The sequence below is a fragment of the Sulfitobacter sp. HI0129 genome (assembly GCF_001635395.1).
Lineage (GTDB): Bacteria > Pseudomonadota > Alphaproteobacteria > Rhodobacterales > Rhodobacteraceae > Sulfitobacter.
In genome coordinates this window covers 1-602 of the sequence record NZ_LWGH01001000.1, presented here as the reverse complement: position 1 = coordinate 602, position 602 = coordinate 1, and the positions used below count along the sequence as shown (strand labels likewise).

Sequence of the window (602 nt, the reverse complement as noted above, 5' to 3'; positions counted from 1 at the left end):
GTGTCGACCAGCCGGTCAAGCGTTCCGGAGCCCGCCACAAAGGACGGCAGGCTCAAGGCCTCGCTGTCGGGGCGATCACTCTCGCTGTTCTCGTTGGACGAAGACCCGATTGGCACCTCTGAGCGCGATTTCTCGTGGTTTTCCGATGTCGTTCTTGTTTCATCATTGGAATCTAACCCATTGATATTATTATATTCATGTTTCTGTTTCATTCCCGGATTATAGTTTCATTATCGGACATAAGATACCTTTTTGTGGGTTTTGGCCATGGTGGATCGCTCAGACATCAACGCCGTAGATGATGCGGCATGGGAACAGGCGGTTGCGCGTGAAGGAGTGATACGAAGGCTGGCGAGCATGGCCAAACCTAATCGCCGCGAATTCCTCTCGGCCTGCCGGGAACTTGGTCTCAAACGATCCCGTCTTTACGATCTAATCAGAGCTTATAAGGCGCGGCCGATCACCAGTTCTCTCCTGACAGGCGCGCCGGGGACCCAAACGGGCAGCAGGCGGTTGCCGGCAGCGATCGAGGCCGTGATTGCAGCGGCAATTGAGGACTTCTTCAAGTCCCGTCAGAAGCCGAGCATCAATGCGTTGTACAA

At 54.3% G+C, this 602-nt stretch carries 2 pseudogenes; one reads left to right on the top strand and one right to left on the bottom strand.

Annotated elements, in window-relative coordinates:
* Positions 1-212 (bottom strand): annotated as a pseudogene (locus tag A3764_RS26160) (hypothetical protein); the annotation flags it as partial.
* Between the two features lie 55 nt (positions 213-267).
* Between A3764_RS26160 and A3764_RS21715 the strand changes: the two are divergent.
* Positions 268-602 (top strand): annotated as a pseudogene (locus A3764_RS21715) (Mu transposase C-terminal domain-containing protein); the annotation flags it as partial.